This is a genomic window from Exiguobacterium sp. s80 (genome assembly GCF_018618725.1).
In the GTDB taxonomy this organism is placed as follows: domain Bacteria; phylum Bacillota; class Bacilli; order Exiguobacteriales; family Exiguobacteriaceae; genus Exiguobacterium_A; species Exiguobacterium_A oxidotolerans.
Genome location: NZ_JACSMP010000003.1, coordinates 123828 through 149701, shown reverse-complemented (window position 1 = coordinate 149701; position 25874 = coordinate 123828). Strand labels below are relative to the sequence as shown.

At 50.6% G+C, this 25874-nt stretch carries 28 protein-coding genes, 1 pseudogene and 1 riboswitch; of the genes and pseudogenes, 27 read left to right on the top strand and 2 right to left on the bottom strand.

The window, feature by feature from the left end; genetic code table 11:
• The first annotated feature begins 73 nt into the window (after positions 1–73).
• Complete coding sequence (locus KNP94_RS08650; RefSeq protein ID WP_215115563.1) at positions 74–853, top strand: hypothetical protein; 780 nt, start codon at positions 74–76, stop codon at positions 851–853.
• A gap of 39 nt (positions 854–892) precedes the next feature.
• On the opposite strand, the gene hisJ is transcribed toward KNP94_RS08650, so the two are convergent.
• On the bottom strand, positions 893–1687 hold the full coding sequence (hisJ, locus tag KNP94_RS08645) for a histidinol-phosphatase HisJ (protein ID WP_215115562.1): 795 nt from the start codon (positions 1685–1687) through the stop codon (positions 893–895).
• Between the two features lie 132 nt (positions 1688–1819).
• Between hisJ and KNP94_RS08640 the strand changes: the two genes are divergently transcribed.
• The 13 genes and pseudogenes from KNP94_RS08640 to KNP94_RS08580 all read left to right on the top strand — a co-directional run bounded on the left by KNP94_RS08640 (position 1820) and on the right by KNP94_RS08580 (position 12065).
• Positions 1820–2641, top strand: a complete 822-nt coding sequence (locus tag KNP94_RS08640) for an ATP phosphoribosyltransferase regulatory subunit (protein ID WP_214768821.1) — start codon at positions 1820–1822, stop codon at positions 2639–2641.
• Positions 2642–3250, top strand: coding sequence for an ATP phosphoribosyltransferase (gene hisG, locus KNP94_RS08635; protein WP_029331313.1), 609 nt, complete (start codon positions 2642–2644; stop codon positions 3248–3250).
• On the top strand, positions 3250–4467 hold the full coding sequence (hisD, locus tag KNP94_RS08630) for a histidinol dehydrogenase (RefSeq protein ID WP_215115561.1): 1218 nt from the start codon (positions 3250–3252) through the stop codon (positions 4465–4467). Before hisG ends, hisD begins: the two co-directional genes overlap by 1 nt.
• Positions 4467–5438 carry a pyridoxal phosphate-dependent aminotransferase gene (locus KNP94_RS08625; protein ID WP_215115560.1) on the top strand — a complete coding sequence of 324 codons (972 nt, stop codon included), beginning with the start codon at positions 4467–4469 and terminating at the stop codon, positions 5436–5438. The genes hisD and KNP94_RS08625 overlap by 1 nt, the downstream gene beginning before the upstream one ends.
• Positions 5411–5992 carry an imidazoleglycerol-phosphate dehydratase HisB gene (gene hisB / locus KNP94_RS08620; RefSeq protein WP_215115559.1) on the top strand — a complete coding sequence of 194 codons (582 nt, stop codon included), beginning with the start codon at positions 5411–5413 and terminating at the stop codon, positions 5990–5992. Before KNP94_RS08625 ends, hisB begins: the two co-directional genes overlap by 28 nt.
• Positions 5989–6576, top strand: coding sequence for an imidazole glycerol phosphate synthase subunit HisH (hisH, locus tag KNP94_RS08615; protein ID WP_029331309.1), 588 nt, complete (start codon positions 5989–5991; stop codon positions 6574–6576). Before hisB ends, hisH begins: the two co-directional genes overlap by 4 nt.
• Positions 6549–7253: a 1-(5-phosphoribosyl)-5-[(5-phosphoribosylamino)methylideneamino]imidazole-4-carboxamide isomerase gene (gene hisA, locus KNP94_RS08610; RefSeq protein ID WP_215115558.1), complete on the top strand. Its 705-nt coding sequence runs from the start codon at positions 6549–6551 to the stop codon at positions 7251–7253. Before hisH ends, hisA begins: the two co-directional genes overlap by 28 nt.
• A complete protein-coding gene (hisF, locus tag KNP94_RS08605) occupies positions 7247–7996 on the top strand; it encodes an imidazole glycerol phosphate synthase subunit HisF (RefSeq protein WP_029331307.1) in 750 nt (249 codons plus the stop codon). The genes hisA and hisF overlap by 7 nt, the downstream gene beginning before the upstream one ends.
• A pseudogene (hisIE, locus tag KNP94_RS08600) lies at positions 7993–8608 on the top strand (bifunctional phosphoribosyl-AMP cyclohydrolase/phosphoribosyl-ATP diphosphatase HisIE). Before hisF ends, hisIE begins: the two are co-directional and overlap by 4 nt.
• Before the next feature lie 201 nt (positions 8609–8809).
• Positions 8810–9493: a PAQR family membrane homeostasis protein TrhA gene (trhA, locus tag KNP94_RS08595; RefSeq protein WP_201302359.1), complete on the top strand. Its 684-nt coding sequence runs from the start codon at positions 8810–8812 to the stop codon at positions 9491–9493.
• Complete coding sequence (locus KNP94_RS08590; RefSeq protein WP_088837713.1) at positions 9490–10164, top strand: TVP38/TMEM64 family protein; 675 nt, start codon at positions 9490–9492, stop codon at positions 10162–10164. The genes trhA and KNP94_RS08590 overlap by 4 nt, the downstream gene beginning before the upstream one ends.
• Before the next feature lie 84 nt (positions 10165–10248).
• Positions 10249–11166, top strand: coding sequence for a proline dehydrogenase family protein (locus KNP94_RS08585; RefSeq protein ID WP_029331301.1), 918 nt, complete (start codon positions 10249–10251; stop codon positions 11164–11166).
• A gap of 77 nt (positions 11167–11243) precedes the next feature.
• A complete protein-coding gene (locus tag KNP94_RS08580) occupies positions 11244–12065 on the top strand; it encodes a DUF2785 domain-containing protein (RefSeq protein WP_215115557.1) in 822 nt (273 codons plus the stop codon).
• Positions 12066–12218: 153 nt separating this feature from the next.
• On the opposite strand, the gene KNP94_RS08575 is transcribed toward KNP94_RS08580, so the two are convergent.
• Positions 12219–12854 (bottom strand): class I SAM-dependent methyltransferase, encoded by a 636-nt coding sequence (locus KNP94_RS08575; protein ID WP_215115556.1) that lies wholly within the window; start codon positions 12852–12854, stop codon positions 12219–12221.
• Positions 12855–13040: 186 nt separating this feature from the next.
• Here KNP94_RS08575 and KNP94_RS08570 point away from each other — a divergent pair, with 186 nt between their 5' ends.
• The 13 genes from KNP94_RS08570 (at position 13041) to KNP94_RS08510 (ending at position 25853) form a co-directional block, all read left to right on the top strand.
• Positions 13041–15458: a 3-hydroxyacyl-CoA dehydrogenase/enoyl-CoA hydratase family protein gene (locus tag KNP94_RS08570; RefSeq protein ID WP_215115555.1), complete on the top strand. Its 2418-nt coding sequence runs from the start codon at positions 13041–13043 to the stop codon at positions 15456–15458.
• Between the two features lie 14 nt (positions 15459–15472).
• A complete protein-coding gene (locus KNP94_RS08565; protein ID WP_215115554.1) occupies positions 15473–16663 on the top strand; it encodes an acetyl-CoA C-acetyltransferase in 1191 nt (396 codons plus the stop codon).
• Positions 16660–18444 (top strand): acyl-CoA dehydrogenase family protein, encoded by a 1785-nt coding sequence (locus tag KNP94_RS08560; RefSeq protein ID WP_088837709.1) that lies wholly within the window; start codon positions 16660–16662, stop codon positions 18442–18444. The genes KNP94_RS08565 and KNP94_RS08560 overlap by 4 nt, the downstream gene beginning before the upstream one ends.
• Before the next feature lie 72 nt (positions 18445–18516).
• A complete protein-coding gene (locus KNP94_RS08555) occupies positions 18517–18972 on the top strand; it encodes a DinB family protein (protein ID WP_088837708.1) in 456 nt (151 codons plus the stop codon).
• 35 nt (positions 18973–19007) lie between these two features.
• The gene (locus KNP94_RS08550; protein WP_088837707.1) at positions 19008–19361 is read left to right on the top strand and encodes an arsenate reductase family protein; all 354 of its coding nucleotides are present in this window, start codon (positions 19008–19010) and stop codon (positions 19359–19361) included.
• A gap of 64 nt (positions 19362–19425) precedes the next feature.
• On the top strand, positions 19426–19809 hold the full coding sequence (gcvH, locus tag KNP94_RS08545) for a glycine cleavage system protein GcvH (RefSeq protein WP_029331292.1): 384 nt from the start codon (positions 19426–19428) through the stop codon (positions 19807–19809).
• Between the two features lie 101 nt (positions 19810–19910).
• On the top strand, positions 19911–20189 hold the full coding sequence (locus tag KNP94_RS08540; RefSeq protein WP_029331290.1) for a thioredoxin family protein: 279 nt from the start codon (positions 19911–19913) through the stop codon (positions 20187–20189).
• A gap of 549 nt (positions 20190–20738) precedes the next feature.
• A complete protein-coding gene (locus KNP94_RS08535; RefSeq protein WP_215115553.1) occupies positions 20739–21377 on the top strand; it encodes a class I SAM-dependent methyltransferase in 639 nt (212 codons plus the stop codon).
• A gap of 3 nt (positions 21378–21380) precedes the next feature.
• Positions 21381–21845: an S-ribosylhomocysteine lyase gene (locus tag KNP94_RS08530; RefSeq protein WP_088837705.1), complete on the top strand. Its 465-nt coding sequence runs from the start codon at positions 21381–21383 to the stop codon at positions 21843–21845.
• Positions 21842–22765, top strand: coding sequence for a PLP-dependent cysteine synthase family protein (locus tag KNP94_RS08525; RefSeq protein ID WP_214769062.1), 924 nt, complete (start codon positions 21842–21844; stop codon positions 22763–22765). Before KNP94_RS08530 ends, KNP94_RS08525 begins: the two co-directional genes overlap by 4 nt.
• The gene (locus tag KNP94_RS08520; protein WP_088837703.1) at positions 22758–23924 is read left to right on the top strand and encodes a bifunctional cystathionine gamma-lyase/homocysteine desulfhydrase; all 1167 of its coding nucleotides are present in this window, start codon (positions 22758–22760) and stop codon (positions 23922–23924) included. The genes KNP94_RS08525 and KNP94_RS08520 overlap by 8 nt, the downstream gene beginning before the upstream one ends.
• Positions 23925–23983: 59 nt before the next feature.
• A riboswitch (SAM riboswitch) is annotated at positions 23984–24090 on the top strand.
• A 78-nt stretch (positions 24091–24168) separates the two neighbouring features.
• Positions 24169–25191: a methionine ABC transporter ATP-binding protein gene (locus tag KNP94_RS08515; protein ID WP_215115552.1), complete on the top strand. Its 1023-nt coding sequence runs from the start codon at positions 24169–24171 to the stop codon at positions 25189–25191.
• A complete protein-coding gene (locus KNP94_RS08510) occupies positions 25188–25853 on the top strand; it encodes a methionine ABC transporter permease (protein ID WP_215115551.1) in 666 nt (221 codons plus the stop codon). The genes KNP94_RS08515 and KNP94_RS08510 overlap by 4 nt, the downstream gene beginning before the upstream one ends.
• The last annotated feature ends 21 nt before the right edge of the window (positions 25854–25874 follow it).

Below are 25874 nucleotides of genomic sequence, written 5' to 3'. Positions count from 1 at the left end.
TAAATTAAATGCCAAACGTTGTTGTGAACTGTGCGATACTAAACGCATGACGAATCTTACGAAGGAGAGACACATGCGATTTAAACGATTCGATTTGATCAGCACATTGCTTCTTGCGACTATCTTGACCGGTTGTGCGGAACCGGAACAACTTTTGCCCTCGAGTCATCAAGAAATGAAATGGATCGATGATACCACGGCGGACGGGGGAACGGCATCAGATGCCATCGTGAAGAGGATCAAAGTGGATGCATTTCCGCAAGATGCGGCTTCCTTTGAAGAAGGGGTCCGTCGCCACCTGAAATTTCAGTTCAAGGACGGGACGTCGGCACATCCGACAGCAACCGACTTATGGAGCAGTGCCGTCGTCGGAGACCATGCCACGGCGACACTCCATTATCCGAAAGGGGCAAATCGCCTTGCCCTCCTGACGTATCAACGACAAGCAGAGACTTGGATTTTAATAGACATCCTGTTTGAAGACATCAAACCGATAAAAGCTACCAGTGCGGCGAACGGTCTGAAACTGCCGTTCTCGACATTTCAAGCGATTGAGAGTAGTACAATCTCTAATCAAGATTCCAAGATGATGTGGCTATTTCATACGAAAACGGATGCTGTAGTGATCACGGTCCTCCCGAAGCAGGACGTTGCTGCGTCTGACTGGAGAACAAGCACACTTGCAGGTGGCCGAACGGCTTATATGCAGGAGAACAACCAAGGGGCTAACCTGTATTATGCGGACGGCGACCAACTCGTCCTCTTATCCGGCAATCTGCCGATTTCACAACTGAAGCAGTTGGCGGCGACGATTGCGCCTGTCAGCTCAGACAGTTTCCCTTACCCGATGTAATGTTAAAACCCGGACGCCAGGCGGCATCCGGTTTTTTTGTTACCATTTAAAATCAAAATCAGCCCCGACGTCTTTCGCGAGGTGGGCATCCGATCCGTAAACGAGCGGAATCGATAAAGACTGCGTGACTTGCAGGAGTTCCGGGTAAGGATAGGAAAGACCACATAACGGCTTACGGAGTCCTGCTGTGTTGACGTCGAGCGTGAAGTCCGCCTGACGGATTTTCCGTAACGTATCGTCAAGGTTCACCGGGTTTGACTCAAGCGGATAGGCTTGGATGAACTTCGTCGGCAACGTCAAGTGACCGAGGCGCTTCGGTTGGTGTTTCCCTAAGTCCGTCATGACGAGTGCCTGGATGCCTTCGTAGTAGCGCTCGTGGGCGGCTGTGACGCTGCCGAGTTTCGTGACGATCTCACCAAAACTTTCTTTACTGAAGTCGACCATGTAATAACGGTCCTCGATCCAGAGGTAATGCAGCGACAGGATGCCGTCCGTCAGCTCGGGACCGTAGCGGGCGATGATGTCACGTGTCCCGTCGACGTCGTTCTCCCAGTAATCAAACTCCATCCCGATCCGGATCTCGATATCGTTTTTATATGTCTCGCGTAACGTCTTCAGTTCTTCGATGTAGCGTTCTGCCGTCGCGAACGACATCCCGGAGTCGTTATCGGGTGCCGGGTCGGTGAGTCCTTCCGGCAACGGGGCGTGCTCCGTGAAGCTGATTCGTTCGAGTCCTTGTTGTAAGGCGCGTTCGATATAGGCTTCGAGCGAATCCTTCGTTCCGTGCGGACAATACGGGCTGTGGACGTGACCGTCCCATTTCATTAAATGCATGACAAAACCTCCGATATGTTTTTTTAACGTAGTAAAACAAGCAAAAGGATTGACAATCGGACTACAAAAAAGGTATCTTATCGTTAAATAATTTAGCGTGGTACAGTGATAATAAGATAAAGGAGTGGCGACATGCAATCATTTTCTACGATTCGACTCAAGGACGGGGCGACAGACTATGTCGGACCGTCAGCAGAACGTCTGCAACGGGTCATCCGTCAGCTTGAGGATGGACTCGAACAATCTAACTATACCCGATTAATCACACCTTTAATTGAAGAAATTGGTGGACGGGAACAAATTCGGATGGACTTTACGACAAGTGTCGCCCGCGCCCTCAGTGAGCGTGGCCGTGAACAATATAAGCGTGTCTTTTACAGCGGTTCGGTCTTTCAGCCGGAAGAGAAGTTCCAAGTCGGGTTCGAGGAACGGGGCGAAATCGCAGCCGTCGAAGCGATTCAGCTGGCCGTCCGCTTGATTGAAGAATTGACGGGCAAAGCAGTCACGTTATCGATTGGCGACGCCGGACTGATTGAACATTTGATTGAGACACGGGTCGGTGATCACCACTTGCGTGACCAAGTGACGCAGATGTTGCGGTTGCGGAACGTGATTGAACTGAAACAAATCGCCCGCGAACTCGATGATGAATTGCTGGCAAAACTGCCATTGTTATTCGGACGTGAAGGCGCAGAAAAAATCTTACCGTTCGTCGATGAAACACGGTTGAACGCCGTCCTTGATTTAGCGGACGCCGTCAATGCCGATCTCGACTTCGGACAGATGGGCTTACAGACCTATTATGACGGCGTGACGATTCACGGCTTCATCGATGGTGTGACGGAGCCGGTCTTAGTCGGCGGTCGTTACGACCGGTTATATGAACAGTTTGGTCAACAACAACAGGCGTTCGGCATCGGATTTTCGGTCGAACGGCTTGCGGAGGTGCTGTAAATGCGAATCGGAATCACGAAGGGACGCCTGTCGAAAGCGACCGAGCGTTACTTAAAAGAAGCGGGCGTCGAGACATGGGGCGCGATTGAACGTGAATTGATCGTCAAACGGGGCGAGCATGAATTCGTCTTCATGAAAGGGTCGGACTTAATACCGTACGTTGCCCAGGGCGTCCTTGACGTCGCGATTACAGGCAGTGACATCTTACTTGAGTCGGATCAAGAGTTATCGGAACTGACGGAGTTACCGTTCGGCGTCTGTCGGATGTCGGTCTGTGCGAAAGAGCCGCTCCAGTTCGAAGGCGGACGCCGGGTCCGGATTGCAACGAAGTATCCGGTCATCGCAAAACGCTACTTCAGTGAACTCGGCGTCGACGTCGATATCGTCCCACTGAACGGATCGGTCGAATTGGCACCGCTCCTCGGACTCGCCGATGCAATCGTCGATATCGTCGAGACGGGCGAGACGTTACGGGCGAACGGACTGAACGAATACGAAAAAATCATCGACATCAGTGCCCGGTTCTTTACGAGTGAATGGACACTGAAACGCAAGCGGGTCGAAGTGATTCAATTACTGGAACAGCTGACAGAAGGAGTGACACGGTAATGGCAACGACAAAAAACTTCAGCGTCGACCGTGAGACGGAACAAGCCGTCCGGGCGATCCTTGAAGCCGTCGCGACTGACGGCGACGCAGCAGTCCGTCGCTATACGGCACAGTTCGACAACATCGAGCTGACGGATTTGCGATTGGACGAAACACGGATTCAACAAGCATTCGAGCAAGCGGACACGAATTTAATCGACTCGCTCAAATTGATGGCAACACGCCTCGTCGAGTGGCACGAACAAGAGTTACCGTCCGACATCGAACTCGTCGAAGCAGACATCACACGGCGCCAACGGTTTCTTCCCGTCGATTCGGTCGGGATTTACGTCCCGGGTGGTGCGGCAAGTTATCCGTCGACCGTCCTGATGAATGCGATTCCGGCAAAAGTTGCCGGTGTCGAACGGATCGTCATGGTGACGCCCGTGACAGGACTGACGGATGAAGTCTTGGTCGCGGCTCAAATCGCCGGTGTGACGGAAATCTATACGATCGGTGGTGCGCAAGCCGTCGCCGCATTGACGTTCGGTACGGAAACGATTGGTGCCGTAGACCTGATCGTTGGACCGGGGAACCGGTTTGTCGCCGAAGCAAAACGGCAAGTCTACGGGATCGTCGGGATTGATTCCGTTGCCGGACCGTCGGAAGTCGTCGTCATCGCGGATGAGACGGCGCACCCGGACCGGATTGCCGCTGATTTACTTGCCCAGGCAGAACACGACCGGGACGCGGTCGCGGTCGCCTTCGTCCCGACGGAAGCGATGAAAGCAGACGTCGATGCCAACATCGAAACACGCCTGCAGCAACTACCGCGTCAGGAGATTGCACGCCGGGCGATGGAAAACGGCGGAGTCTTCGTCGCCTCGCTCGAGCAAGCGATCGAGGAAGCGAACCGCCTAGCAGCAGAACACTTGGAACTCGCCGTCGCCAATCCGCAGGACGTCGTCAAATCGATTCGTCATGCCGGGATGATTTTCCTCGGTCACGAAACGCCGGAGACGCTCGGTGATTATGTCGCCGGAACGAACCACGTCTTACCGACGTCCGGGACGGCGCGCTTCGCGTCCGGTTTATCCGCCCGAACGTTCCTGCGTCACCAGACGATGCTCGAAGCGACACGCGAAGGTGTCCAGCGTCTTGCCAATGCCGCGAAGACCGTTGCCCGGGTCGAAGGACTCGAAGCACACGCACAAGCGATAGAAGTGAGGGAAAACTGATGCGACTCCACCAAAATGAACGCTTTACTGCCCATAGTACAATCGGAATCGAGACGATTAAACAACTCGTCGAGACGTTTCCGTTAAATGAATATCCGGTCGAAATCATCGACCAAGTCAAAACGTCTTACAGCACCTATGCCGGTGTCCGCCCGACACAACTCGTGGCCGGGAATGGCTCCGATGAACTGATCGGTTACCTCTGTGCCCGTTACGGTGGACCGGACGCACCGGTCATCGCCTCGCAACCGGACTTCGTCATGTATCAGTTTTATGCCGACCGGGCACGGGCCGACTTCAGTAAAGTACCGCTCCTCGACGGGATGGAACTCGACGTCGACGGATTGATTGCGGCACCGGGGAATATCATCTTCATCAGTCACCCGCACAATCCGTCGGGGATCTTACGAAAAGAAGCCGACGTGCGCCGGTTACTCGACAGCGGCAAATACGTTGTCATCGATGAAGCGTATATCGACTTCGCCCTCGAGCAGTCGATGGTCGGCTTACTCGAGGAGTATCCGAACGCCATCATTCTCCGGACATTATCAAAAGCGTTCGGACTTGCGTCCCTGCGCCTTGGCTTCCTGATCGCCAGTGAAGCGATTGTTGCGGAAGTCGAACAAATCAAGTCGCCGTACAATGTATCGGGTCTTTCGGCAGCGGTCGGAATCGCCATCATGGCCGAACCGGAACTTGATCTTGTCTTAGAGGAAACGTATGCGAGCCGGGACACGATTGCCCGTCTCGTCGAGCCGCTCGGAACAACCTATCCGAGTGCCGCGAATTTCGTTTATGTCGAATACGATGAAGCGGAACGTTTTACCGAACGGTGTGCGAGCGCCGGACTGCGGATCCGCTTGTTTGACGGAGCGTTCCGGATCAGTTGTGGTTCGGTTGAATCAATGAACGTACTAGAAAGATGTGTAGAGGAGGAAATGCAATGCGTCGTGGGACAAGCGAACGAGTAAGTTCAGAATCAGAAATCAAGGTCGCGGTCGATCTCAGTGGGGGAGCGGTCGAGATTAAGACAGGGGTCGGCTTCTTTGATCACATGTTGACGTTATTCGCTTTTCAAGCGCGGATCGGACTCGTCATCGAAGCGAAGGGCGATCTTTGGATCGATGCCCACCATACGGTCGAAGATACAGCAATCGTCCTCGGGGCTGCCTTGACGGAAGCACTCGGCGATAAGGCCGGGATCGAACGCTACGGCGAATCCCGTGTACCGATGGATGAGACACTCGCGTCCGTCGTCCTCGACTTCAGTGGACGTCCCTATACGGTCTTCCGCGCTGAATTCAAAAATCCGAAGCTCGGTGATTTTGACACGGAGCTCGCGGAAGAATTTTTCCAAGGGCTGTCGCGGAGTGCGCGGATGACGATTCATGCCGAGGTCCTCTACGGCTCGAACACGCATCACATGATTGAAGGCTTATTCAAAGCGCTCGGACGGGCAGTTCGCCAAGCGATCGCCGTGACGAGTGAAGGCGTGCCCTCGACGAAAGGACTGATTGATCAATGATCGCAATCGTAGATTATGGCGTCGGGAATATCGCGAACATCGAACGGGCGTTAAAGGAACTTGGGGAAGCGGTCATCGTCACGAGTGACATCGAACTGCTCGGACAGGCGGAAGCACTCGTCTTGCCCGGCGTCGGTGCCTATGCCCCGGCGATGGCCCGGTTAAAAGAGACCGGCTTGATTGACTTCTTGCAGGACCAAGCGACCAAAAAACCATTCCTCGGGATTTGTCTCGGGATGCAGTTATTGTTTGAATCGAGTGACGAAAACGGTCAGACGCAGGGACTGGGCATCTTACCGGGAACGATCGAGAAGTTACCGGAAACGGTCCGCTTACCACATATGGGCTGGCACGAACTGACGAATCATGGCGAAGCCGTCTATTTCGTCCACTCGTACGGTGCCGTCTGCGAACCGGACTGGATTATCGATTCCGTCGAATACGGTCGACTCGTCCCGGCAATCGTCCAAAAGGACTTAGTGACGGGGATGCAATTCCATCCGGAGAAGAGTGGCGAAGTCGGACTGAAATTACTTAAAGAATGGAGAGAGACGACATGCAACTCTACCCAGCAATCGATTTAATGAGCGGACAAGCCGTCCGCCTCAAGCAAGGTGATTTTCAACAACAAACGTTTTTCGGGGATGCGCTGACCATCGCAAAACGGTTTAAGGACGACGGTGCGACAGCGATTCACCTGATTGACTTAGATGGCGCGAAAGCGGGCGAACCCCTGCACTTGAGCTTGATCGCCGACATCAAAAAAGAGACCGGACTGTTCGTTGAAGCAGGCGGCGGCGTCCGCAACATCGAGACGGTCGAAGCGTACGTCGGTGCTGGGATTGACCGGATTTTAATCGGGACGGTCGCCCTCGAGGACGAAGCGTTGCTTGAACAGATGATTGAACGGGCTGGTGACAAGTTGGCGGTTGCCTTGGACGCGAAAAACGGCATCGTCCAGACACGCGGCTGGCTCGAAGCGAGTGATTGGACGCTCGAACGGGCGATTGAACACTTGATTCAAAAAGGCATCAAGACGTTTTTATATACCGACATCTCGCGCGACGGGATGATGCAGGGACCGGATGTCGACGGACTCGACCGCTTGAAGCGGGACGGTGTTGAGCTGATTGCCTCCGGTGGCGTGACGACGGTCGAAGATGTTGCCCGCTTAAAAGAGATCGGGATGGACGGTGCCGTCATCGGTCGTGCCTTACTCGACGGATCGCTCTCGTTGAAAGAGGTGCTGACTGTATGTTGATGAAGCGAATCATTCCTTGCCTTGACGTCAAGGAAGGCCGTGTCGTCAAAGGCGTCAAGTTCCAAAACTTACGTGACCTCGGCGATCCCGTCGCCGTCGCGAAGTACTACTATGAACAAGGGGCCGATGAACTCGTTTTGCTTGATATCTCGGCGACACAAGAAGGACGGGAGACGATGCTCGATATCGTCGAGCGGGTCGCTGAAGTCATCTACATGCCGTTTACGGTCGGGGGCGGGATCAAGACGCTCGAGGACGCGAAACGCCTGATCCGTGCCGGTGCCGATAAAGTCTCTCTTAATTCGTCAGCCCTGCAGAATCCGCAGCTTGTCCATGACGTCAGTCAGTTGTTTGGTGTCCAGGCGACGGTCGTCGCGATCGACGCCAAACGGACGGGCGATTCGTGGGGTGTTTTCTCACACGGCGGGACACAGGCTGTCGGGCGAGATGTCATCGAGTGGGCGCAGGAAGTCGTTGCGCTCGGCGCCGGCGAGTTACTCGTCACGTCGATGGACGCGGATGGGACGAAGGACGGGTATGACTTGGAACTGATTCAACGGTTACGCGACGTCGTCAACGTGCCGATCATTGCGTCTGGTGGTGTCGGGACACTTGAACATTTAGCCGAGGGTCTCGAAGCAGGTGCCGACGCTGCACTTGCCGCTTCGATTTTCCACGAAGCGACGTATTCGATGCCCGAGACGAAGGACTACTTGAAGGCGAGAGGAGTCGACGTCCGATGATCGAACTGAATTTTTCAAAAGGACTCGTTGCGGCCGTGATTTTAGACGAAACGACGAACGATGTCTTGATGGTCGGTTTCATGGATCAAGCCGCCTATGATAAGACCCTTGCGACCGGACTCGTCACGTTTTTCTCGCGGACGAAGAACCGGCTCTGGACGAAGGGGGAGACGAGCGGACATACGCTTGAGCTCCGTCGCATGTGGATTGACTGTGACCAGGACAGTCTGTTGATTACGGTCAAAGCGAATGGTCCGACGTGCCACACCGGCAACCGGACATGTTTCTATACTGAAGTGGAGGTGCCCCATGCTACATGAATTGGAACAGACAGTAAAAGAAAAGATCGCGGCGAATGAGGACTCTTCGTACACGAACTATCTCGTCCAAGCGGGACGCGAGAAAATCGCGAAGAAGTTCGGGGAAGAAGCATTTGAGGTCGTCCTCGCAGGCGACGACACATTAGCAGAAGAAACGGCAGACCTGTTGTACCATTTGACGGTCTTGCTTGCTGACCGCGGTGTCTCGTTTAAAGAAGTCGAAGCCGTGCTGAACGAACGGCACGGTACGAAATCGACGTTCAAAGATCGTCCCGATATCGAACGGTGGTAAATAGAAAATCCACATTCCTTTGCGGGAAGTGGATTTTTTTGATGAAAAATCGGGAATAGGTTACAGTGCCCGAATCGTCATCAAATTGACAGAATGTTTTTATAGGCAGTCTTGCTGTTCGGGCGTATAATCAAGGGCATAATCTGTCTTGTTTAGAAAGTAGGTGTTTGTTTGATCACAAAAAAAGAAATTACGAAAACGATTAAGGAACAGTCCAAAGAAACGCTCGAAGAGTTACTCGCAAAAGGGGATTCCTTGAAAGAAGAAATCGCCAGTGCGGTTACGCACGGGCTTGGTGTCATCTTCAGTATCGTGGCACTCGTGTTGCTTGTGTTACAGGCGACAAAATCCGGTAGTGCATGGAACATCACGGCGGTCAGTATCTTTGGCGCGACGATGATTTTACTTTATCTGTTCTCGACATTGATGCATTCGCTGATGCATACGAAGGCGAACAAAGTCCTGCAAATTCTCGATCATGCAGGCATCTATCTCTTGATTGCAGGGAGTTACACACCGTTCGCGTTGATTACGTTACGCGGACCACTCGGTTGGACGTTGCTCGGCATCGTCTGGGGCGTCGGGACGCTCGGGATGATTTGGAAACTCTATTCGACGGGGAAACACGTCTGGATTTCGAACGTTTCTTATTTGGTGCTCGGCTGGTGTTGTCTCTTCGCCATTAAACCGATTTATGAAGCACTTGGTTTACAAGGGTTCTTGTTACTGCTCGGCGGTGGACTCGCGTACTCACTCGGCGTCATCTTTTACGTTTGGGCTCGTTTGCCGTACAATCATGCGATTTGGCATCTGTTTGTTCTCGCAGGAAGTGTCTTGATTTTCCTCTCGATTTTCTATTACGTGGCACCGGCACCGATGTCATGAAGAAACTTCGCTTGCGGGACTGGCTTCCCTTTTCACTTTATTTATTGTTCGGACTCGGATTGCTCCTTTATTTCCGCTTGTCGGGGATGATGGAGCAATTTGATTTAGAGGCGTTGTCGAACTGGATTCTCGCGCAAGGCTTTCCCGGTATGCTGCTCTATGTCCTCGCTTATACAATCCGTCCACTCGTCTTTTTCCCGGCGAGCTTACTGACGATGTTCGGCGGTTATACCTATGGTCCGTGGCTCGGCACGTTGCTTGACGTCATCGGCGCGGGAACAGGCAGTTTACTCAGTTTTTGGATTGCCCGCCTGCTCGGACGGCGCGCTGTCGAGAAAATCATTGGGACCGGTAAGCTGACGGTATTCGACGACCGGATTGCTTCGAACGGTTTTACAGTCGTGTTGCTCGTCCGCTTGATTCCATTGTTTCCATTTGATGCAATCAGTTATGCGTCCGGTCTATCAAAAATTAAATTTAAGCAGTTTGCACTTGCAAGTTATCTCGGTATCATTCCTGGGGCGTTCGTTTACAACAACATCGGGGCGAGTCTGCGCGATCCGTTTTCGTGGCAATTTTTCTTAGCTGTCTTTTTATACGTATTGTTTTTTGCAGTTGGTTTTTTTGCACAACGATCTTTACGAAAAAAACAAAAGAGAGAGCATATGTAAGCGCTTTATGTCATAATATGAGTGCAGTGATGTGAACCGATACGGTAAAACAGCCTAGCATTTATTTAGGGGGAATAATGAGTGATGGAACGAGTACTACGGGATGGTTTTATCTTCTTATCGCAGAATAAGACATTGAATGGATTAGCGAAACGATATGGTCTGAAGTTTGGGGCTGGTCGCTTCGTGGCGGGGGATTCACTCGAAGCATCGAAACGGGCGATTCAAGATTTGAATGCAAAAGGATTATGTGTGACGATGGATCACCTCGGTGAGTTCATCTCGACTGGAGCCGAAGCGGAGATGATGACGCAAGAGTGTATCCGCGCCGTCGAAATGATTGCGGAAGAGAAATTAGACTCGCAACTTTCACTAAAGTTAACGTCACTTGGCCTTGATATTTCAGATCAATTAATTCGATCGAACATGGAACGGATTTTGACACGGGCGAAAGAGCTCGGCGTATTCGTGACCATCGACATGGAAGATGAACCACGTTGTGAAAAAACGATTCAATTGTTTGAAGAGTTGCGTCAATCGTTTGATAACATTGGTACCGTCATTCAGTCTTACCTGTATCGTTCAGAAGACGACATCAAACGGGTCGGACGGTTTGAAACGAACCTCCGCATCGTCAAAGGGGCATACAAGGAGCCGGCGACGGTCGCCTTCCCGGAAAAAGAAGATGTCGACCACAACTACATCAAACTCGTAAAACTTCAATTGTCACTCGGAAATTATGCTGCGGTCGCGACGCATGACGACGCGATGATTGAACAAATCATTCGCTACGCGAAGGAAAATGGAATCGGAAATGATAAGTTCGAATTCCAGATGCTGTACGGCATCCGCGTCGAACGTCAGCTTGAGCTCGTGAAGCTCGGTTATAAAGTCCGTGTCTACGTCCCGTATGGCCGTGACTGGTACGGTTACTTCATGCGCCGTTTAGCAGAACGTCCGGCAAACGTCGCGTTCGTCCTTAAAGGAATGGTCAAAGGGTAATCGAAAAATAGGGATGGAGCTGTCATGGCTTCATCCCTTTTGTTGTGTATAATCCTAAAAAATAGGGGGAATCCTTCATGTATCTAACAGAAGACCAACTGAAAGACCACTTGCAACAAGTAGACCTTGAAATCTCGGAAGTACTACTCGAACAGATGCTCCATCACATCGGAAGTCTCGATCCGGTCCTTCGGGATGAACTGATCTATTCGCGATTAGCCGAATGGATCATGTCGGAAAAGTTCACCGGATCGTCGGCTGAACGGATCGCGTCGTTTGTTTTTAGTCAGGATGGATTGTTTTATCATCTAGCGCAGACAGATGAAACGGCGGTTTTCAGACGTTCTTTTTCAGCGCTTATTCTTGCCGTGCTTTTAGAGAAGGATGCAACAGTCCATGTATTAGCTGAAAGTGTTTACGATGACATCTCGAGTCAGTTGCTCAGATATCTCAACATGGAGGATGATTTCCGAGGATTTGTCCCGACTTATGGATGGGCACATAGTGTGGCACATATTGCCGACGTCTATGATGCTTGGTTTAAGCATCCGCGTTGTCAAATCCATCAGGAGCAAGCAGCAATAGCCCGATTCATCGAGATTTTGATGACGCCGGATTATGTCTTCGTTGATGAAGAACAGGAACGTGTCATCACGGCTTGGTTGGCAGCAAGAGAACGAGGTGTTGAAGATGACGTGTTGCTGACAATGCTTGAGAGACCAATCGAAGGATGGCTTGATTTGCCGGTGACGTGGGGTGATGCTCAATTCAATGTTCTCCGGAATACAAAACAATTACTACGGACACTGTACTTTCGGGTGAAATGGCAAGACAAGACATCTACGCTCCCTGAACAGATCGAACACTTGCTGTTTCAAATCCATCAACGGTATCAGTAAAAATAAACAGACGTGTCCACTCGACTTCTACGGGGAAAGGAAGCTTGCTTCCGTCAGGGACAGGCAAGACCCGATCATCGGATAGATGGGCGCGGCTTGCGTCCCGCCCGAGAAAAGCGGGTGGACCTACGTCTGTTGCAAATAGGTAATTTTTTAATCCCGTGTCCGAAACGCAAACAAACACGAGAAAGCATGTGCTTGATCAAGTAGCCGGTGACCGGTCAACACAGCCCCTTCTTTTTGAATGACCGCTTCGTCGAGCAATGTCCAACCACGTTCTTCTGCCAGTTGCGTCAGTTCCCACGGCATCATCGTATTGCCCATCGGTGCATCTTCCCCGTACAGCCGACGATAGGCTAAAGCCCGTGGTGCCGCCGTCGGTCCGAGCAGACTGATGACGACAATTGGTGCAACCCGTTCGATTTCCTTAAGAACTGTGAGCGGACGTGTCGACCACTCGAGCGAATTGACGGCGAGGACAGCATCAAACGCATCATCTGCAAACGGTAACGCTTCACCGGTGCCGACGACGAAGTCGAGGGTCGGTGATTTGTCGCGGGCAATCCGAATCATTTCTTCCGATAAATCAAGTCCTGTCATCTGAAAAGAATCTGCCAGCAAGCGGCAGGCCTCCCCGTCACCACATCCTAAATCAAGCATCTTGCCAGCGGTGATGACCGACTTTAGGAAAGGAATGATTGTTTTACGACTTCCTTGTGTCCACATCATTTCCGAGCGTTCCGCCCAGTCCGTTGCCTTCTGGTCCCACAGTTGTTCTGTCTGTTTCATGACATCTCCCCCTTGTTTCTTTTAGTCTAACAGGAAAATTTGACCAAAACGTGATTTTTTATTGCTACTGAATCATTATTCATTTATGATGGAGATGTAGAAGAAGCAGGGGAAAGATTGATGGGCTTCTTTTTTTGTCAGAATAATGAATGGTTGTTCATTCAATTACGAATCAGGGGGTATATCATGGCGAGTCAGATCGGTCAGCCGACCACACTTAAATTGACGAAACATATTCAATTCGCCGTCATCATCGGTTCAGGGGTCATGGGTGCAGGAATCGCGGCACACCTCGCGAATGCGGGAATTCGGACATTGATGCTTGATATCGTACCAAAAGAACTTACGGCACAGGAAGAAAAACAAGGACTTACGCTAGCGGACAGAGCCGTCCGAAACCGGATCGCACGGGAAAACCGTCAAAAGTTGCTGAAACAAAATCCGGCACCGCTCGCATCAAAAAAGTTGATTGACTTAATCGAAGTCGGTAATCTCGAAGACGACCTCGAACGCTTGAAGGAAGCGGACTGGATCGTCGAAGTCATCGTTGAACGTTTGGATGTCAAACAACAACTGTTTGCGACGATTGAACCATTCCTCCGTGAAGATGCGATCGTCAGCTCGAATACGTCAGGGATTTCGATCGAAGCGATGCGTGAAGGACGCTCGGCATCATTTAATTCACGGTTCCTTGGCACACACTTCTTTAACCCACCACGTTACCTCAAGCTACTCGAATTGATTCCGACGACGGACACGCATCCGGAAGTCGTCCGCTTCATGAAACAGTTCGCGGAAGAGCGTCTTGGAAAAGGTGTCGTCATCGCGAAGGACACACCGAACTTCATCGGCAACCGGATCGGGACATATGGTCTGCTCGTGACGATGGAAGAGATGAAAAAAGGCGGCTATACGATCGGAGAAGTCGACTCCGTGACGGGACCGTTACTCGGTCGTCCGAGCTCAGCGACATTCCGGACGCTTGACGTCGTCGGAATCGATACGTTCGTCCATGTAGCGAACAACGTCTATGACCTGTTACCGGAAGGTCCTGAAAAAGATACGTTTGAAGTTCCTGCAGAAATGAAGCGACTCGTCGCAGAAGGTTCGCTCGGTGCTAAATCAGGACAAGGTTTCTATAAGAAAGTCGGGAAACAAATCCTTGAACTCGATGTAAACTCTTTTGAATACGTCGAAAAGAAAGCGCTTACCGAACCGTCAATCGGTCAGGCGAAAGCTCTTCCCGGTGCCAAAAATAAATTGAAAGCCGTTGTTTTTGCGAACGACCGTGTCGGTGCACTCCTCTGGCCGATCCATGCGAAGACACTGCTCTACTCGGCACAACTGACACATGAAATCGCGGATGACATCAAAGCAATCGATGAAGCGATGAAATGGGGCTTCGGTTGGAAGATGGGACCGTTCGAGACATGGGACGCACTCGGTGTTGAAAAGACCGTCGCAAAAATGAAGCAGGATGGTTACGACGTCCCGGCATGGGTCGACGAGATGCTTGCGTCAGGCAACACAAGTTTCTACAACGAAAATGGTCAGCATTATGATGCGACGAGCAAAACGTATGTCGGCAGCGAACAGAACCCGAAAGAAATCCGTTTACGTGACGTCCGCAAGTCAAGCGGCGTCTTGCTTGAGAACAACGGAGCCCGTTTACTCGATGTCGGAGATGACGTGGCGGTGCTTGAGTTTACGTCGAAAAGTAATGCAATCGGCGTCGACATCATGCAGATGATTGAACAATCGATTGACCTCGTCGAAAAAAATCACCGCGGACTCGTCATCGCAAACGACGGCAAAAACTTCTGTGTCGGTGCGAACCTCGCAATGATGCTGATGGAAGCAGAAGATGAAAACTGGTTCGAGCTGGACTGGATCATCAATAAATTCCAGCAATCGATTCAAAAAATTCGTTATTCGTCACGCCCGGTCGTCGCAGCACCACAAGGGATGACGCTCGGTGGCGGAACGGAAATTTCACTTCCGGCAGCCCGCCTGCAAGCAGGACTCGAAACTTACATGGGGCTCGTCGAAGTCGGTGTCGGCCTGATTCCAGGTGGTGGCGGAAACGTCAACACGTATCGTCGTTTACTTGAAAATACGCCGGATGGTTTAGTGAATATCGAAAAAGCAGCGCAAAAGACATTTGAAAACGTCGCGATGGCAAAAGTCTCGAAATCAGCGTTCGAAGCACGCGAACTCGGCTATGTCCGCTCTGTCGACCAGATTTCGATGAACCGGGATCACTTGACGTATGATGCGAAACAACTTGTCCTCGAACTCGACCGGACAGGCTATACGCCACCTGCTAAATCCTTGATTCCAGTCGTCGGACGGACAGGGAAAGCGACGCTTGAGCTGGCAACACGGGAAATGTTCTATGGCGGTTATGTCTCGGAGCATGACTTGAAGATCGCGAACAAGTTAGCGCATGTCATCGCGGGTGGGAACGTTGCCTTCGGTACACACGTCGATGAGCAATACATGCTCGACCTTGAACGGGAAGCGTTCTTGAGCTTGATCGGTGAGATGAAAACACAACAACGGATGCAGCATATGCTTGTCAAAGGCAAGCCGCTTCGTAACTGACTGGGGGGATTCGAATGAAAGAAGCAGTAATCGTCGCTGGTGCGCGGACACCAGTCGGTAAAGCAAAAAAAGGGTCATTTAAAGCGATGCGTTCTGATGAACTCGCAGGAATCGCGATTAAGGAAACGTTGAAGCGTTCGAAATACGAGGGAACAATCGATGATGTCATTCTCGGTTGTGCTCTTCCGGAAGCAGAGCAAGGGATGAACATCGCCCGCTACGCGTCCGTTCTTGGCGGCTTGTCACACGAAGTACCGGCCATCACGATCAACCGGTATTGCTCGTCCGGTCTGCAATCGATTGCTGATGCGTCGATGAAAATCATGACCGGTCAAGCGACGGCCGTCATCGCCGGCGGTCTCGAGTCGATGAGTCAAATCCCGATGCCGGGACACGTCGTTCGTCCGAACCCGTCAATCGTCGAATCGGAACCTGAATATTATATGAGCATGGGGCATACGGCAGAGCAAGTCGCAGCGACGTATAACGTCTCACGTGAAGATCAAGATGCCTTTGCCTTACGCAGTCATCAAAAAGCAGCAGCCGCGATCGCAGCCGGTAAGTTCACGGATGAAATCGTCCCCGTCACGGTGACGGAATACGTCGTCAACGATGACATGAAGGTCGAAGAAAAATCCTGGGTCGTTCAGCATGACGAAGGCGTCCGGGCAGACTCTTCAAAAGAAGGCTTGGCAAAACTCCGCCCGGTCTTCCGGCTTGGTGGCAGTGTCACAGCCGGGAACTCGTCACAAACATCAGACGGGGCAGCAGCCGTACTCGTGATGGAGCGTGAGGAAGCAGAGCGTCAAGGACTGCCGATTCTCGGGAAGTTCAAGTCGTTTGCCGTCGGCGGTGTCCGTCCGGAAGTCATGGGAATCGGACCGGTCGTCGCGATTCCGAAAGCCCTTGAACTCGCAGGAATCACACTCGAAGAGGTCGGCTTGATTGAATTGAATGAAGCGTTCGCCTCACAATCCCTTGGTGTCATCCGTGAGCTCGGTCTCAACGAAGACATCGTCAACGTCAACGGGGGAGCAATCGCACTCGGTCATCCACTCGGCTGTACGGGAACAAAACTGACATTATCACTCTTACATGAAATGAAACGCCGGAACGCGAAGTATGGTGTCGTCTCGATGTGTATTGGTGGCGGCATGGGTGCTGCTGGTGTATTCGAATTAGTTGAAGGAGGAACAGGACAATGAGCCAAACGACGAACGAATTGATTAAAGGTGGAAGTTTTGTACTGGATGAATTAAAAGCGGAGCGTCTCTTTACACCGGAGGATTTTTCAGAAGAACATAAAATGGTCGGTGACATGACGGCGAAATTCGTCGAAGATCGTGTCGTTCCGGTGCTTGACCGAATCGAAAAACATGAGTTCGAACTTTCAGTCGGTCTCTTGCGTGAAGCAGGCGAGCTCGGTCTTCTCGGGGCAGACGTTCCGGAAGAATACGGCGGTTACCAAATGGACAAAATCTCGTCGTCGATCATCACAGAAAAATTCGCACGTGGTCGTTCATTCGCCCTCAGCTACGGCGCACACGTCGGAATCGGTTCACTCCCAATCGTCTTCTTCGGAAACGAAGAGCAAAAACAAAAGTACTTGCCGAAACTCTCGTCAGGTGAATGGATTGCGTCATACGCATTGACAGAACCGGGCTCGGGGTCAGATGCACTCGGTGCGAAGACGACAGCTGTCTTGAACGAAGCCGGGACACACTATATCTTGAACGGTGAAAAACAATGGATCACGAACGCCGGTTTCGCCAGTCTGTTCGTCGTCTATGCGAAAATCGATGGCGATAAATTCACGGCATTCCTCGTCGAGGGTGAGTACCCGGGCGTCTCGACAGGTCTGGAAGAGCAAAAAATGGGCATCAAAGGGTCATCGACACGGACATTGATTTTAGAAGATGCGGAAGTACCGGTCGAAAACGTCCTCGGTGAAATCGGTCGCGGGCACGTCATCGCCTTTAACATCTTGAACGTCGGGCGTTACAAACTCGCTGTCGGTGCCGTCGGTTCATCTAAACGCGCGATTGATCTCGCCGTTCAGTATGCGAACGAACGGAAACAATTCAAAACACCGATCAGCTCATTCCCATTGATTCAAGAGAAACTGGCGACGATGTCAGCCCAAACGTATGCGATGGAAAGCTCAGTTTACCGGACAGGCGGTCTCTTCCAAGATAGTCTCGATCAGCTGTCGGAAGAAGAAAGTAAAGATGGCAAACGCGTCGCTGATTCGATTGCCGAGTACGCGATTGAATGTTCGATGAACAAAGTCTTTGCGTCAGAGACATTTGATTATGTCATCGATGAGGCGGTTCAAATCCACGGCGGATACGGTTTCATGGCGGAATATGAAGTCGAGAACATGTACCGTGACTCGCGGATCAACCGGATCTTCGAAGGAACAAACGAAATCAACCGTCTGCTTGTACCAGGTACGCTCTTGAAGAAAGCGATGAAAGGCGAGTTACCACTCTTAGCGGAAGCGCAGCGCCTCCAACAAGAAGTCATGAGCTTCATGCCGACAGAAGTCGGAACAGAACCGCTCGACCGGGAACGTCACCTGCTCGCGATGATGAAAAAGATCTTCTTATTGACGGCTGGAACGGCTGTTCAGAAATATCAAGATAAGTTACAAGGCGAACAGGAAATTCTCGCGAACACGGCCGATATCATGAGTGCAATCTATGCGCTCGAGTCAGCCATCGTCCGGACAGAAAAAGCGATCGCTTCAAAAGGCGCCGAGAAGAGCGAACTCAAAATCCGTTATACGGAAGTCTTCGCACAACAGGCATTCGAAGGTGTTGAACGTGACGCGAAAGAAACACTCTACGCAGCAGCAAGTGGAGACGAGTTACGGATGTTACTGTCGGCACTGAAGAAATTCAGCCGTTACCAACCAATCAACTCGATCGGCACGAAACGTGCGATTGCGAAACGTTTGATTGAAGCTAACAAATATCTCGTCTAAGTCAGGTTTACGAGTTCGCCTTTGCAGGGAAAATCTCTGTAAAGGCGAATTTTTTTCGAGGAGGGAATAGCGATGCGTGAAGATGTAAAAGAACTTCAGTTTGCAGTCGACTACTACAAATCGCTCGAGCGTTTATCGGATGAAGAGTGGCAGTCGCCGCTCGCGATCGATAAATGGACGGTACAGGAGTGTGTCGGCCATTTGTTCTTATGGGACCGGTATTACCTCGATCATGCCGTCGCGAAGCTCCCTGACGATCGACTGACGTTAGTCGAGACGGACTTTGATGAGTTCAACCGGTTAGCGGTCGAGTATGCGCATCATGTCGACGCATTGACGTTACTGAAAAAAGCAATCGCGGTTCGAAGCGATCTCGTGACGCAACTCGGACGGTTGACGGACGCGCAGTATGAACAGACGTATGAAGGGCGCTTTTGTCCCCGTGAGTTCGTCGCGTCGTTCATCGCTCACGATCACCATCATCAAGATCAAATTGATGCGGCACTCGCGCGCTTGAAGGAACACTGATTTATCTGCTAGTCTTAAAGGTGAGGTGATGAAATATGGTAACGATGTATGGGTATCCAAAGTGCAGTACATGTGTCAAAGCGAAGAAGGCGCTTGAAAACAACGGTGTCGAAGTCGATTACAAACACATCGTCGATGAGACACCAAGTGCCGCGACGATTCGTGAACTCCATCAAAAAAGTGGCGAACCGCTGAAAAAATTCTTTAACACGAGTGGTCAATCCTATCGTGCCGCCGGGCTGAAAGATCGCTTACCCGACTTGTCGGAAGAAGAGCAGTATGCTTTGCTCGCAAGTGACGGGATGCTGTTGAAACGTCCAATCGTCACGGACGGGACAGATGTCACACTTGGATTTAAAGAAGAGATGTATCAAGGAAAATGGTATTAAGAAGCCGATTGAATTTGGTATACTAAAACCGTTAGTCCACTATAGAACACAGGGGGAATCGCAAATGAGTCAAGTCAAAGACAATCTACGGTATTCGGAAGAGCATGAATGGGTCGAAGTAACAGGCAACAAAGCACGAATCGGAATCACGGATTTCGCACAGCACGAACTCGGTGATATCGTGTTCGTTGAGCTTCCAGAAGTCGGAGATACGATCTCAATCAACGAGCCATTCGGTTCGGTTGAATCGGTCAAGACGGTTTCAGAGTTGTACGCACCGATTTCAGGGAAAGTCGTTGCAATCAATGAATCACTCTCCGATTCCCCAGAACTCGTTAACGAATCACCATTTGAAGGTGCATGGATGGTTGATATCGAGCTAGAAGATGAGTCGCAAGTTGAAGCATTGATGGATGCTGCGGCATACAAATCAATGATTAACGAGTAATACTTAAAGTAAGACGGACAGGGGTGAAACGATTTCGTTTCATCGCTGTCCTTTTTTTTGTATACTGGCTTCAGAAGCACGGGATAACAGGAGGGGTCAAGATGAAGGAAGTAACAGAAGTACCAGCAAACGGGTTGTTGTATGTCTATGCACCGATGTGCGGCACATGTGCCATCGCCAGTCGGATGCTCGACATCGTCGAAGCGACGAAAGACGAGGAATGGATCCAAAAAGCGAATGGCAATTTCATTCCTGAATTTTTAGAGCAGGCGCAAGTCATGAGTGTGCCGGCATTACTCAAAGTAAAGGATCATCAAGTCGTAGAGCGGTTATATGCGTTCCAAAACGTCCAAAATGTCTTTGCGTTTTGTGCAGAATAACAAGAAAAATCATTGGATGATTTTTCTTTATGTTAAATTGTCGGAATATTTACAATAATTCATTGACAATGACAATTTATGAATGGTATATTCATATCAACTTCTAGAAATGCTTTTATAGGAAGTCTGGCAGAGGTATAGAACTTGATGTTTCTCGTATTTAGAACCATTCAATGACATCCTAAATCTTTTTTTCTGTTTCCCCTTAAGTCGTCCCCCAAAGACGAAGCGGTTCAAAAAAGAGGTGGTGGATTCGAATGGTCGATCTGACTACTGTGACATCTTGCTTTTATAGTTCGAAAGGGCGCCGTCCTCTGATGTGACGAACGAAGAAGTTCGCATCAGAGCTGGGTTTTCCTTCGTTGCATTTCTAACCACATTATTCGTGTTGTCGGTTCTCCGGCAACGCCTTTTTTTTGTTTCCGAAAGATTTTGAAGCTGTCGCCTTGCTAATCAGAATTGTCCCTGCTACAATGCGATTAAGGAAAAATACTTTAATTCATATCCGATTAGTCGGAATTAAAAGCGGGATGCGGAGGACGAAAAGGCATGACAGTACGTTTCATGGATGTATTTACAGAGTGGGCGTCATCTTACGACGACACAGTAACGGGGCAAGATCCGGAGTACAAAGAAGTCTTTCGCCGTTATGACGAAATATTAGAGGCGGTCGCTGAAAAAGCGATGTCACCCGTTGCCGAATTTGGCGCAGGAACAGGCAACTTGACGCAACGTTTGCTTGCGCGTCATGAGCAGGTACTGGCGATTGAACCAAGTCCGGAAATGCGCGACATCTTAATCAATAAAATTCCGGCACTGGCTGTTCAAGATGGTCATTTCTTATCGTTTGAAGCAGCAGAGGCAAAAAGTTTTGTCTCGACTTATGCGTTTCATCATTTGACGGATGAAGAAAAAGGACAGGCCGTCGATTTGATGGCAGCGATTTTACCGGCAGACGGAAAGATCGTCTATGCCGATACGATGTTCGTTTCTGAGGCAGCACGTCTAGAAACGATTGCAGAAGCAAAAACTCAAGGGTTTGACAACCTTGCAGAAGATTTAGAACGCGAATTTTATCCACTGATTCCAGTGATGGAACAGATTTTTACGTCACGCGGATTTAACGTGACATTCACACAATACAATCACTTCGTCTGGCTCATAGAAGCCGAGAAAATGGGGGAATAAATCATGACAATCAAAAAAATGAACGTAGAAAGCTTTAACTTGGACCATACGAAAGTCAAAGCACCATATATTCGTGTAGCAGGCTATAAAGAAGGTAAAGTCGACCAAGTCGTCAAATATGATATTCGTTTCACACAACCGAACGTCGAGCAAATGCCGATGCGTGCGATGCACACACTCGAACATTTACTTGCTGAAAACATCCGCAACTATTCGGACGACGTCATCGATGTTTCGCCAATGGGCTGCCAGACTGGTTTCTACATGGCGATGATGAACTTTGACTCAGTCGAAAAAATGAGTGAACTCGTCGAGAAGACATTGAACGACGTCTTAGCGGCTGAAGTGATTCCGGCACAAAACGAAACGCAATGTGGGTTTGCGAGCGCACACGACCTTAAAGGAGCGAAGCACTATGCCGAGAAAATGCTTGCCGGTCGCGACGAATGGGACATCGTCTTCGGATGATCGCGAAGTCAGTCCGAGACCTCGTCGGAAATACGCCACTGTACGAGATTACTTCGTTCGATTTGCCTGCTGGTACGCGGATTTTGGCGAAGCTCGAATGGATGAACCCTGGTGGCAGCGTCAAAGACCGCCTCGGTATCCAACTCGTTGATGCCGCAATCGAACAGGGGTACGTGACACCAGGCGGAACGATCATCGAACCGACTGCCGGCAACACCGGCATCGGTTTGGCGCTCGCCGCTAAAAAATATGACTTACAAGTCATTTGTGTCGTCCCAGAAAAGTTCAGTCAAGAGAAACAGACTTTGATGCGGGCACTCGGCGCGACTGTCGTCAACACGCCGACTGAACTCGATATGCAAGGCGCAATCGATAAGGCAAAAGAACTCGGACAAACGATTCCGAACAGTTATGTGCCACTCCAATTCGAAAACGAAGAAAACTCGGTCACTTATCAGCGGACACTTGGTCCGGAGCTTGTGGCGGAACTCGGTCACATCGACTGGTTCGTCGCCGGATGCGGATCAGGTGGAACGTTTGCCGGAACGACGGCTTTCTTAAAAGAACGCTTCGGGACAAAAGGGGCAATCGTCGAACCGGAAGGCTCCGTCCTCAACGGAGGGTCAGCCGGACCGCATAAAACAGAAGGAATCGGGACAGCCAAATGGCCAAGTCTCGTTTCTCGTGATTTAGTTGATGAAATTCATACGATTTCTGATTCGGATGCTTTTACGAAGGTCCATGAACTGGCGGCACGTGAAGGGTTACTCGTCGGCAGTTCGGCAGGAGCGGCACTCGCCGCGGCGCTCGATATCGCCCAGCGCCATCCGGGAAGTACGATTGTCACCGTCTTCGCAGACAGTGCAGAACGGTATTTGAGCCAACAAATCTTTGAAAAGGTGGACGAGACACATGCGTAAAAAAACAGCGTTGATTCACGGAGGAACGGGTGTAGACAAGGCAACGGGTGCCGTTACACCGCCAATCTATCAAACGAGCACATATAAGCAAGAAAAAATCGGTCAATTAAAAGACGGGTATGAGTACTCGCGCACAGCAAACCCGACGCGGACGAGCATCGAACGATTGATTGCTGATCTTGAAGGAGGCGTCCGTGGATTCGCGTTCGGATCAGGAATGGCGGCGATCCATGCTGTCTTCAATCTGCTTCAGTCTGGCGACCACATCGTCATGACGGACGACGTCTACGGCGGAACGTTCCGCTTGATGCAACGTGTCCTACCGAAGTTCAACATCGAAGTGACATTCGTCGATACGACGGATCTCAGCGCGACGGAAGCGGCGATTCAGGACAACACGAAGATGCTCTACGTCGAGACACCGACGAACCCGTTATTAAAAGTGACGGACATCGAAGCGATCGCAGCCATCACGCGTCGTCACGACTTGAAGCTCGTCGTCGACAACACGTTCGCGACACCATACTTGCAACAACCAATCGCGCTTGGGGCAGATATCGTGCTGCATAGTGCAACGAAATACATCGGCGGCCATTCGGACGTCGTCGCAGGGCTTGTCGTCGTCAACGATGATACGCTCGGCGAAGAACTTCACTTTATCCAAAATTCGACGGGTGGAATTCTCGGACCGCAAGACAGCTTCCTGCTTGTCCGTGGTCTGCGGACGCTCGGTATCCGGATGGAAGCGATCGAAGAGACAGCACATGAACTTGTCAGCTTCCTGCAAGCACAAGACGTCGTCTCGAACATCTTCTACCCGGGGCTCGCATCGCATCCCGGTCATGCGATTCAACAAAAACAAGCGACTGGTTTCGGCGGGATGATCAGCTTTGATGTCGGTTCAGCTGCAAATGCAGAGAAACTTGTGGAAGCGTCACACTTCTTCACGCTTGCTGAAAGCTTAGGGGCGGTCGAAAGTTTGATTTCCGTTCCGGCACGGATGACACATGCGTCGATTCCGGCAGAACGTCGGGCAGAACTCGGCATCACGGATGGTCTCGTCCGAATCTCGGTCGGACTTGAAGATGCAGAGGATTTGAAAGAAGATTTAACGCATGCTTTCAGTTTGCTCGAAAAAGTTTCTGAAAAAACTGTTTGACAAGCAAAATAACCCCTGCTAATATTCAAAATATATTAAAAACAACTAAATACCGATAACTCTTATCAAGAGTGGTGGAGGGACTGGCCCGATGAAACCCGGCAACCGCGGAATTTATTTCCGAAGTGGTGCTAATTCCAGCAGACGAACGTCTGCAAGATGAGAGCAAATGGTTTTGTGTACTGAAAGTGCGCGCGTTTGCTCTAAAACGTGCGCACTTTTTTTATGTTTAGGAGGGACAGTAGTGATTCGTTTACAGGATGTAGGAAAGATTTATCGCTCGAAGCGCGGCGAAGTCGAAGCTGTCGCAAACGTCGATCTCACGATTGAGCGCGGCGAAATTTTCGGAATAATTGGTTATTCCGGTGCAGGGAAGTCAACCTTGATTCGCCTGCTGAACATGTTAGAAGCACCGACAAGCGGTTCGATTCAAATTGACGGTGTCGAGATGACGACGTTACGACCGAAAGAATTACGCGGCGTCCGGAAAAATGTCTCGATGGTCTTTCAGCACTTCAACTTGCTTTGGTCACGAACGGTCGAAGAAAACATTATGTTCCCGCTCGAACTCGGCGGATATCCGAAAGCACGCCGGAAAGAACGGGTCGCCGAGCTGATTCAACTCGTTGGACTCGACGGTCGCGAAGGCGCTTATCCGTCACAACTATCCGGTGGACAAAAACAACGCGTCGGGATTGCCCGCGCACTGGCATCAAACCCGGACGTCTTATTATGTGACGAGGCGACAAGCGCCCTTGATCCGAAAACGACGGACTCGATCTTAGAGTTACTCGTCGACATCAATAAAAAACTAAAACTGACGATCGTCTTGATCACACACGAGATGCACGTCATTCAAAAAATCTGTAACCGGGTCGCCGTCATGGAGGCCGGGAAAATCGTCGAACAGGGTCCTGTTTCAGAAGTCTTCCGGCATCCGAAACAAGCGATGACAAAAGAATTCGTCAAACAACTGACGTCGTCTACAGAAAACGAGTTGACGTTCGCGAAACTCCGTGAGCGCTATCCGACAGGGAAAATCGTCCAGCTGACATTCGTCGGTTCGACAGCAGAAAGTCCGATCCTGGCAGAAGTCATGAAAGATTCGACCTTATTATTTAATATCATCGGCGGGAACGTCGGACAGACGCAAGACGGTGCACTCGGAACGTTGTTCATCCAACTGATTGGTGCGGCACATGAAACACAAGCGGTCATCGCGAAACTTCAAGCGAGTGACGTGGAAGTGGAGGTGGATCACCGATGACGACATTCTTTAACGACCTCGATTGGGAAATGGTCTGGACGGCGACCGGCAGTACCGTCTATATGACAGTTGTTGCCGGAATCGCGACATTTGTTCTCGGACTGGTCATCGGTCTGTTGTTATACGCGACGAATGAAGACTTATTGTTTAAGAACCGGGCACTGTATTCCGTGCTCAGCTTTTTAGTCAACATCTTCCGTTCGATTCCGTTTATTATATTGTTGATTTTATTGATTCCAGTGACGCTCATCATCGTCGGATCGTTCTTAGGACCAACAGCGGCACTTCCGGCACTGATTCTTGGGGCGGCACCGTTTTACGGGCGGATGGTCGAACTGGCACTGCGTGAAGTCGACAAAGGTGTCATCGAAGCAGCGGAATCGATGGGGGCAACGAAGTTCCAAATCATTTATAAAGTGTTGATTCCGGAAGCACTACCAGCAATCGTCTCCGGTATCACCGTCACGCTCGTCGCGCTCGTCGGTTACACGGCAATGGCCGGAGTAGTCGGAGGAGGAGGACTCGGGGACATGGCATATATCGAAGGTTTCCAGCGTTCTCAAAACGATGTCATCGCCATCGCGACATTGTTGATTCTCGTCATCGTCTTCATCATTCAAATTATTGGTGACCTGCTCGTAAAAGCAATCGATAAACGATAATACTATTTTTAGTTAACTTGG

Coding starts and splice junctions, on each gene's coding strand:
- KNP94_RS08560 (WP_088837709.1), top strand. CDS start 16,660: ATGAGCCAAACGACGAACGAATTGATTAAAGGTGGAAGTTTTGTACTG.
- KNP94_RS08535 (WP_215115553.1), top strand. CDS start 20,739: ATGACAGTACGTTTCATGGATGTATTTACAGAGTGGGCGTCATCTTAC.
- KNP94_RS08585 (WP_029331301.1), top strand. CDS start 10,249: ATGGAACGAGTACTACGGGATGGTTTTATCTTCTTATCGCAGAATAAG.
- hisG (WP_029331313.1), top strand. CDS start 2,642: ATGCGAATCGGAATCACGAAGGGACGCCTGTCGAAAGCGACCGAGCGT.
- KNP94_RS08580 (WP_215115557.1), top strand. CDS start 11,244: ATGTATCTAACAGAAGACCAACTGAAAGACCACTTGCAACAAGTAGAC.
- KNP94_RS08625 (WP_215115560.1), top strand. CDS start 4,467: ATGCGACTCCACCAAAATGAACGCTTTACTGCCCATAGTACAATCGGA.
- KNP94_RS08650 (WP_215115563.1), top strand. CDS start 74: ATGCGATTTAAACGATTCGATTTGATCAGCACATTGCTTCTTGCGACT.
- hisB (WP_215115559.1), top strand. CDS start 5,411: ATGCGTCGTGGGACAAGCGAACGAGTAAGTTCAGAATCAGAAATCAAG.
- KNP94_RS08550 (WP_088837707.1), top strand. CDS start 19,008: ATGGTAACGATGTATGGGTATCCAAAGTGCAGTACATGTGTCAAAGCG.
- KNP94_RS08555 (WP_088837708.1), top strand. CDS start 18,517: ATGCGTGAAGATGTAAAAGAACTTCAGTTTGCAGTCGACTACTACAAA.
- hisH (WP_029331309.1), top strand. CDS start 5,989: ATGATCGCAATCGTAGATTATGGCGTCGGGAATATCGCGAACATCGAA.
- KNP94_RS08525 (WP_214769062.1), top strand. CDS start 21,842: ATGATCGCGAAGTCAGTCCGAGACCTCGTCGGAAATACGCCACTGTAC.
- KNP94_RS08570 (WP_215115555.1), top strand. CDS start 13,041: ATGGCGAGTCAGATCGGTCAGCCGACCACACTTAAATTGACGAAACAT.
- hisD (WP_215115561.1), top strand. CDS start 3,250: ATGGCAACGACAAAAAACTTCAGCGTCGACCGTGAGACGGAACAAGCC.
- hisF (WP_029331307.1), top strand. CDS start 7,247: ATGTTGATGAAGCGAATCATTCCTTGCCTTGACGTCAAGGAAGGCCGT.
- KNP94_RS08510 (WP_215115551.1), top strand. CDS start 25,188: ATGACGACATTCTTTAACGACCTCGATTGGGAAATGGTCTGGACGGCG.
- KNP94_RS08575 (WP_215115556.1), bottom strand. CDS start 12,854: ATGAAACAGACAGAACAACTGTGGGACCAGAAGGCAACGGACTGGGCG.
- KNP94_RS08565 (WP_215115554.1), top strand. CDS start 15,473: ATGAAAGAAGCAGTAATCGTCGCTGGTGCGCGGACACCAGTCGGTAAA.
- KNP94_RS08640 (WP_214768821.1), top strand. CDS start 1,820: ATGCAATCATTTTCTACGATTCGACTCAAGGACGGGGCGACAGACTAT.
- KNP94_RS08540 (WP_029331290.1), top strand. CDS start 19,911: ATGAAGGAAGTAACAGAAGTACCAGCAAACGGGTTGTTGTATGTCTAT.
- gcvH (WP_029331292.1), top strand. CDS start 19,426: ATGAGTCAAGTCAAAGACAATCTACGGTATTCGGAAGAGCATGAATGG.
- hisJ (WP_215115562.1), bottom strand. CDS start 1,687: ATGCATTTAATGAAATGGGACGGTCACGTCCACAGCCCGTATTGTCCG.
- KNP94_RS08530 (WP_088837705.1), top strand. CDS start 21,381: ATGACAATCAAAAAAATGAACGTAGAAAGCTTTAACTTGGACCATACG.
- hisA (WP_215115558.1), top strand. CDS start 6,549: ATGCAACTCTACCCAGCAATCGATTTAATGAGCGGACAAGCCGTCCGC.
- KNP94_RS08590 (WP_088837713.1), top strand. CDS start 9,490: ATGAAGAAACTTCGCTTGCGGGACTGGCTTCCCTTTTCACTTTATTTA.
- KNP94_RS08520 (WP_088837703.1), top strand. CDS start 22,758: ATGCGTAAAAAAACAGCGTTGATTCACGGAGGAACGGGTGTAGACAAG.